Origin of the sequence: Priestia sp. 179-F W1.4 NHS (assembly GCF_045369295.1) — a bacterium.
Lineage (GTDB): Bacteria > Bacillota > Bacilli > Bacillales > Bacillaceae_H > Priestia > Priestia zanthoxyli.
This window is the reverse complement of the sequence record NZ_JBIQFF010000036.1, coordinates 1-7,285: the sequence shown is the minus strand read 5'-3', so window position 1 is coordinate 7,285 and position 7,285 is coordinate 1. Positions and strand designations below refer to the sequence as shown.

Genomic DNA, 7,285 nt, shown 5'->3' with positions numbered 1-7,285 from the left:
AAAGCTACTAGCATGCCGTACTAGTAGCTTTCTTTTCTCAAGAAGAATTATTTAGTAAAATAGAGATACATCATTAGGAAATTAGAAAATCATATGAAAACAGAGGTTGAAATTTCAACTGACTATATTACGTTTGGCTAGTTTTTAAAACTAGCAGACGTCATTCAAACAGGTGGAATGGTAAAATAGTATTTAAGTGAGTATGAAGTATATGTACACTAGGAGCCAGCAGAGAATTTATAGGCAAATGACAAAATGGATATACGAGCTGTAGGGTCATTTGTTGTTAGTACTTAAAGTTGGTGAAACGTTTGTATGTTAAAGACATTACGTTAACAAATTACCGAAACTATACGAAGACAACGATTCCTTTTGAAAATAAAGTAAACGTTATTTTGAGTGAAAATGCACAGGGTAAAACAAACGTGATGGAATCAATCTTCGTATTATCTATGGCTAAATCTAATCGTACATCTAACGATAAAAAATAAAGGGATCTTTCTCCTTTAAAAGTTCTTACGCTACAGTTAAGTGAAATAGCAGCGAAAATCTTAAAAAAACGTTTTGTTTTTTTTAAGTTGCTACAGCAGCAGGTAAACACTATTCACAAAGGGATTGGATGAGATTTAGAAAGGTTAAGAATGAAGTATAAGAGTTCAATAGATGTATCAGAAGATGCAGATTTGTCGAAAATGTTAGAAGCATATCATCAAAAGTTTGATAAAATAAGAGAAATGATAGTGCAAGTACAGTTCACATTTCAAATAAAATAAGCCATATATCATTTAGGTGCGGACTTGTATTTGCTCGTGGCAACCGTTATAACTAAAATAATGGTAAAATAATCTTACTTTTCCTATCTCTACAATCAATTTATTGTCAAACTGTCATACTTAATCTTAATGCGGTTGAGCTTCTTAAAGAAAGGAGTAATGCCGCATGCAGGACACAATAGCTTTATTAAACATGTTATTTACAGGTGGAATGTTTTTGTTTGCTGTACTTACGTTTGTTGTAACCGTAAAAAAATAAAATAGAGTTCACTCACGCCGACCAAAGCAAAAAGTGAACCCTATTATGACCACCGCCAACCGTTTTTTAAGTTGACAGTTTCACATATAAAACAACTGAGGTACTCCAATACCTCGGTTGTTTTCTACTGAATAAAAGCATTTATACAATTAGTATAACAATAACCCTAAAATAATTCATCCCAAAAATGATGATGTAATTATTACAGATCCACTTACTGATTAGTATCTTATTATAACCAAATAGCCTGCAGGACATTCCCCGAACAAGCTATATTCTGTTACACATTTACATAACTTTTTTATGTTAACTAGAAAGAAGTAAATACTCTAATATTAATACTAAACAAGACGACTTTGTTAGAGAAGTTTGTCTTTTGTATTTGGTTAAAGGGGAATATTCTATGAGCATACTTGAAATATTGGTACATAATCAGATTCTTGGATTATCTATTTTTAATAATACATGGTTTCAAGCTATTGTAACTGCATTTTCGGCAGCAGCTTTAACACAGTGGTTAAATAATGCTTTTACAAAAGAACGTGATAGAGAAAATAAGATCAAAGAATCATTTAAACTTTTTTACGACAAAGCAATACCAGAGATTATGGATTTATTTAATATTGAAACAGATTTCAGGAGAGGTTTTACACTTGAGACTTTAGAAACGGATGAAATAAGAGATAGTATATTAGACCGTGTCTCTAAAAATACATTACATATAAACTCAGAAGTATATGATTCCTACAGGTCTGTAATGACAAATAAATATAAAGAAAACAATACTTTTTTTCAACAACAGGTAGTTGATATTACTTTGTACCATACAATTGTAGAAGAGTATATTAAATTAGCAGAGAAACACGAAGGAAAAGATTTAAAAAAGGAATATAGATATGCTTGTTTTTTGGTCATATGGAAAAATGTTGTTATTAATTGTGAGGGTATTGAAAACTCCATCGGAGCTTTGTCTGATGCAGCTTCATCTAACAACAGTCCGTTTGATCTTGAGAAATTAAACAAAGAAACATTACAAAAGTTAAAGCATATGGATGAAGAACATGGAGCTAAAAAAGATGTCTTATTTCGAGAAATACTAAAAGACATAATAATTCAAAAAGATGATATGGATAAAGAGTCTTTTGAAGAGTTTATCGAAACGTTTTTTTCTTATTACAGTCCGGAAATTTCCAATAACGAATGGCTCGCATTAGATTCTAATTCTGATATTTTTTCAGGAGATGAATCCTTAGAACATAGAACTTTATACCGCAATAGAATTTTAAGGGATTTATATCAGGCTAAATACAGTGTTGATTCTTTTGATGATTTTACTTTTAATAAAGAAGGTTTTGCCGATTATATTAATTATCATTTTGAACGAAAAAATGCTGTTAGCTATTGGGAAGAAAAAAATATCTTGAAAATTGAACATAAGGGTGACGCTTTTAAAATAGTTTTGACAGCAAAAGGTGATGATTATTACGAGGAACATTTATATCGATCTTAAAAAAGACAAAACTATGAAACAAAAAAGAAACCTTTGCCCATATTAGGCAGAGGTTTTTCAAATTTATTGGAATAGGGGGGAATACGTTATTAGTCTGACCAGATTTATAGATTTATATACATAACTTTTAAAGCAGCTGATTCCTTGTTATCACATCTGATACTCTCCTAAAGGTATTATTTCTACCCAAAACGTTCGTAAAAGTATGTTAATTTAATCAGACGTTCGTAATTGTTTTTTAAACTTAAACGAACGGTAAAATTCTTAGATTTCCTATATAAATATATCGTTCGTAAAAGTATACTTTTACGAACTTTTATTTTTTAGATCACTTGTATAACATGGTGAATTAAAGTAGGAGATTGATAAGAAGGTAGAGAGAATGAAGCAGATTGCGCTTTTTTTAATACGTTGTTGGGATTCAAAAACGTATTAGATCTCAAAAATAAGATCTTGAAACATAAAAATGTACATCTATTTTCATTCTGATTCTTTAATTACCGTTATTTACATTTTATTCAATAATATTTAATTTTTTTCATAAAAACGGTGATTATTTAAATACATCTTATCTATCAAATTATTAATTTTTTGTTAAATATATATCAATTCAATTTCAATAATGATAGCATACAAAACGTGGAAAAAAGAGAATTTTATAGGAGAGGTTTTGTATGAAAAATATTTTGAGACTTGTTTTATCCGTTACTTTATTAGTAAGTGGATTATCATTTGGAATACAAGCTAGTGCTAGTGAGACTACTCATGATGAAGGGTACATTAATTTTATTAAATTAAATGATAGTACGTTAAAGCTTGAACTTGAAAATGCAGAAGGTTATATTGAAGACGATGGTACTGCTTTTATTAAGGATACCATTACAGGAACTGTAGCTGAATTACCTAAACAGACATTAGATAAAGATGATGAAAAGGTTAACCTAGTTTACAAGCAAGATGGCAAAGACTTAATTGTTGAGTATCATGAAATTAATAATGGTACTGTTCAAACAATGGGCTTCTGGAAATGTGCACTAGGTACAGCTGGTGGAGCAGGCGGTGGTGCTCTAGCTGGGATGGCCGTTGGAGCTGTAGCAGCTACACCCGTTACTGTTCTTGGTGGCGGTGTTTTCGGAGGTATTTCTGGTGGAATGACTGGTGCTTCTGCATCATGCTTTAGTTAATAGGAGTTGTTCGATTTGAGTGAATTACTTTTATCAAAAAAATTTATCCCAATGTATTTTATTGTCGCTGTTTTAATAGGAGTATTGTATAGATATCTAGGAATTTCATGGTTCCAAACTGTTATTGTTACAGTGCCATGTATTATCGTAGGTCTTGCTTCAATTGCTCGAAACTTTGGTGATAAAAATTAAATAAATAAAAAAGCAACCTCGGTATTGGCAAGCGAGGTTGCTTCTTTAAAAGGGATTGTTCAAACTTATCCGAGAATGAACAACCTGAACGTAACATATTTATTAACATATTTACCATTTTTAATGTGTTCTAGCAGATGAATAAAAGGTGCACTTTTTATTCATCTATTTCTCACTCAGCCCGAGGCCAAATGTTGATAAATCAAGGATGTATAACAGCTGCATAATTCATAAAGAGTGCCTCTTGAAGAACCCTTACCTATGAACTGCGCCCTAATTGTTAGACATAATCTAACCAGTTGGAGGCGCAGTTTTTATGAAGAAATTTTCAGAAGAAGAGAAACTAATGGCTGTGAAAAAATACTTATCTAATGAAGGGTCTTTTAAAAGAATCGGAGATTCTATAGGGGCAGATGAAGGAGATGTGCGCAGTTGGGTTCAACGCTTTCAATATCATGGGAACGAAGCGTTTAAAAATTCCTATGCAAGGTACTCAGTAAAAGATAAACTAGATGTACTCACCTATATGAAAGAACAGGGTACGTCAATAAGAGAAACAGCTGCCATCTTCAATATTAAATCTAGAAGAACACTTAAAAGGTGGCAAACTCTTTATGAGAATGGTGGTATTGATGCCCTAAAACCTAAGGGAAAGAGGCGTCCATCCATGAAGAAGATAAAGAATAAACAAGAAAACCCTACTAATCAATCAATTGATGCTCTACAAGCTGAGCTAGAATATTTACGTGCAGAGAATGCTTATTTAAAAAAGTTGAAGTCCTTAGTTCAGAAAACATCTCAACACGAGAAAAAGCAGAAGTAGTACACGAACTAAGGAAACAATTTGACTTAAAATTACTACTACTTGTATCTAACCTTGCGCGCAGTACCTATTATTATTGGATAAATGCTTTTTCCAATCGTATTGATAAATATGGAGATACGAAAAACCTTATCCAAGATATATTTCATCATCATAAGGGACGTTATGGATATCGTCGTATTACGCTAGAACTCAGACGCCGAGGCTATGTACTAAACCACAAAACTGTACGTCGTTTAATGAAAGAACTAGGATTAAAATGTTTGGTTCGAGTTAAAAAATATCGTTCTTATAAAGGAAATGTTGGAGAAACAGCTCCTAATGTCCTGCAGCGTGATTTTCAAGCTACTCAGCCTAATCAAAAATGGGTAACAGATGTGACAGAGTTCCACCTGTTTGGCAAAAAGCTTTATTTATCCCCTATACTGGATCTTTTTAACGGTGAAATTATCTCTTATCACATCGAATCAAAGCCTATCTATCCTTTGGTAGGTAAGATGCTTGATCAAGCATTAAAATGCTTAAAACAGGGAGAAAAAGTCATCCTCCATTCAGACCAGGGTTGGCACTATAGAATGTCGAAGTACAAAAAAGCACTCCAACAAAATAATATTATTCAAAGTATGTCCCGTAAGGGAAACTGTCTAGATAATGCCGTCATAGAAAATTTCTTTGGCTTATTGAAGTCGGAGCTTTTATACCTTCAACAATTTAAAGATATGGACCATTTTGATAGAGAGCTAAAAGAATATATACATTACTACAATAACACTCGAATTAAGGAAAAATTGAAAGGCATGAGTCCAGTTGAATACCGTACTCATGCCAACTAAGTTGCTTGAATATAAATCGTCTAACTTTTTGGGTTCAGTTCACTACCAAGGGTTCTCTTTTTTGATGTGTTTCGGAAAGAGTGATTATATTAACTAAAAATGTATATCATATACATTAAAGTTATAATTTGAATAACGAGTTCGGTTAGGATTTTCCTAATTAATCACATAATATTTTAAAGTGTTCTGTAAACCAATCATCCCACTTACCATTGCTACTTTGTTGAATACCTAATCTAACTGCTTCATCGGCTGTTTGGCCTACGAGACACCATTCTCTAGATTCATCTTCTACTAAAATATCATCAAAATTAATTTGTCCATCGTATATTTTCCCACACAAAAAGTCGACTTTATCTGGATAGTCTATATTAAAAGAGGTCTTAATACATAATACTTTTATTTGTTTAATCAATTTCTAACACTCCTTTTAATTCTATCTTAATATGTTAGATGGAATTTATGGTATTATTTTCTATATGGAGGGGTGAATACATGGCCAAAAGGGGTAAAGGTTTTTGGATAGCTTATCTAATCTTTGCAATTATTATGTTTTTTATCTATAGATATGTTCCAGCTGAAAATGGATTTATTGTGATTATCATATTTCCATTAGTTTATTGGTTTATCTATGAATTTGTATTAAGACCTAAGAAAAAGAGAAAGAGCACTGATAATTAATCATGTGCTCTTTTTGGTTCCTGTAAGATGGAATATGTAAACAAGATTCCTACTTTAAGTCCATTTGATAAAGTAAGCAAATCTATATCTGCTTATCTTAATGCACCATGGCATTTTTTTCAGAAGGCAAGGTTTCTGATTCAAATTTAGCACCTGGCTGTATAGCTACTTTTCCAATTGCGATACATACAGTAACAAGTGAAACAAGAAGAAGGATGCTCATGTCGTGTGATAAACTTGTTCCTCCAAAAATCACTGTGTAGTATCCATCTGCGACGTATGTTGCAGGAAAATAGGAACCTACAGTCTGATAAAAATTTGATAACATTGTTTTTGGAACAATAACACCAAAAGTAACTAGCTGCATTGAAAGTGAAACAATATTAAATACCATACCTGCTGGACCAAATAGTATGACAAACATCTGTGTGAGACATAAGAAAGAGAAAAAGACGAGAGTTTGAAATACCCATGTTTCAAATAAGTTTGTATTCAATTTAATATCAAATGCGTACATGAATAATAAGGTAACAAAAGCTAAAATAATAGATGCACCGATATTAATAAACTGCCTTGTGAAAAAGATAGACCACTTACCATGGTTTTTCTTTAATTGCATTGAAACACCATTAAGGTTCAAACTCATAATCATAGCACCAACCCATGAAGCAAGAACAATTAACAATGGAAGCATAGTTGCTGCAAAACCTTCTGTATTGTTGGTTTTCTTAACAGATGATTGAACAGGATCAATAGTTAACGAATTTAGCACATTTGTAATGTTTTTTGATAACTTTTGTGCCAACTCTTCTGATGGTAATGATGTACTTAGTCCTGTAGATAGATTGGAAAGGATAAGTTCTTGTTTGTACGTATATACTCCTTTATTAATGGTTTGTGTAATATCTTTTGTTGCTCCAGACATAATTTGTTTTGTTAAAGATGAATTTGCTTGGTTAATAAAATATTTTATCTCTGTATTGTTATTCTCTTTTAATGAACTGGAGAAATTTGCAGGAATGTTTATAAC

At 31.9% G+C, this 7,285-nt stretch carries 7 protein-coding genes; 5 read left to right on the top strand and 2 right to left on the bottom strand.

The window, feature by feature from the left end:
* Positions 1-311: 311 nt before the first annotated feature.
* The 5 genes from ACH0CI_RS27790 (at position 312) to ACH0CI_RS27770 (ending at position 5,574) form a co-directional block, all read left to right on the top strand.
* Complete coding sequence (locus ACH0CI_RS27790; protein WP_224980673.1) at positions 312-491, top strand: AAA family ATPase; 180 nt, start codon at positions 312-314, stop codon at positions 489-491.
* Positions 492-1,435: 944 nt separating this feature from the next.
* Positions 1,436-2,542, top strand: a complete 1,107-nt coding sequence (locus ACH0CI_RS27785) for a hypothetical protein (protein WP_406902624.1) — start codon at positions 1,436-1,438, stop codon at positions 2,540-2,542.
* A gap of 674 nt (positions 2,543-3,216) precedes the next feature.
* Positions 3,217-3,726, top strand: coding sequence for a Pathogenicity island protein (locus ACH0CI_RS27780; RefSeq protein ID WP_406902623.1), 510 nt, complete (start codon positions 3,217-3,219; stop codon positions 3,724-3,726).
* Positions 3,727-3,741: 15 nt separating this feature from the next.
* Positions 3,742-3,918, top strand: a complete 177-nt coding sequence (locus ACH0CI_RS27775) for a hypothetical protein (RefSeq protein WP_406902621.1) — start codon at positions 3,742-3,744, stop codon at positions 3,916-3,918.
* Positions 3,919-4,234: 316 nt separating this feature from the next.
* Positions 4,235-5,574, top strand: a protein-coding gene (locus tag ACH0CI_RS27770; protein ID WP_406902619.1) for an IS3 family transposase whose coding sequence is annotated in 2 segments (ribosomal slippage) — positions 4,235-4,682 and positions 4,682-5,574 — 1,341 coding nt in all. Because the reading frame shifts where the segments join, the coding sequence is not laid out codon by codon here.
* 160 nt (positions 5,575-5,734) lie between these two features.
* On the opposite strand, the gene ACH0CI_RS27765 is transcribed toward ACH0CI_RS27770, so the two are convergent.
* Positions 5,735-5,989, bottom strand: a complete 255-nt coding sequence (locus tag ACH0CI_RS27765) for a hypothetical protein (protein ID WP_328175600.1) — start codon at positions 5,987-5,989, stop codon at positions 5,735-5,737.
* A 363-nt stretch (positions 5,990-6,352) separates the two neighbouring features.
* The coding region (locus tag ACH0CI_RS27760) for a YhgE/Pip domain-containing protein (protein ID WP_406902618.1) at positions 6,353-7,285 on the bottom strand (933 nt) is incomplete at its 5' end.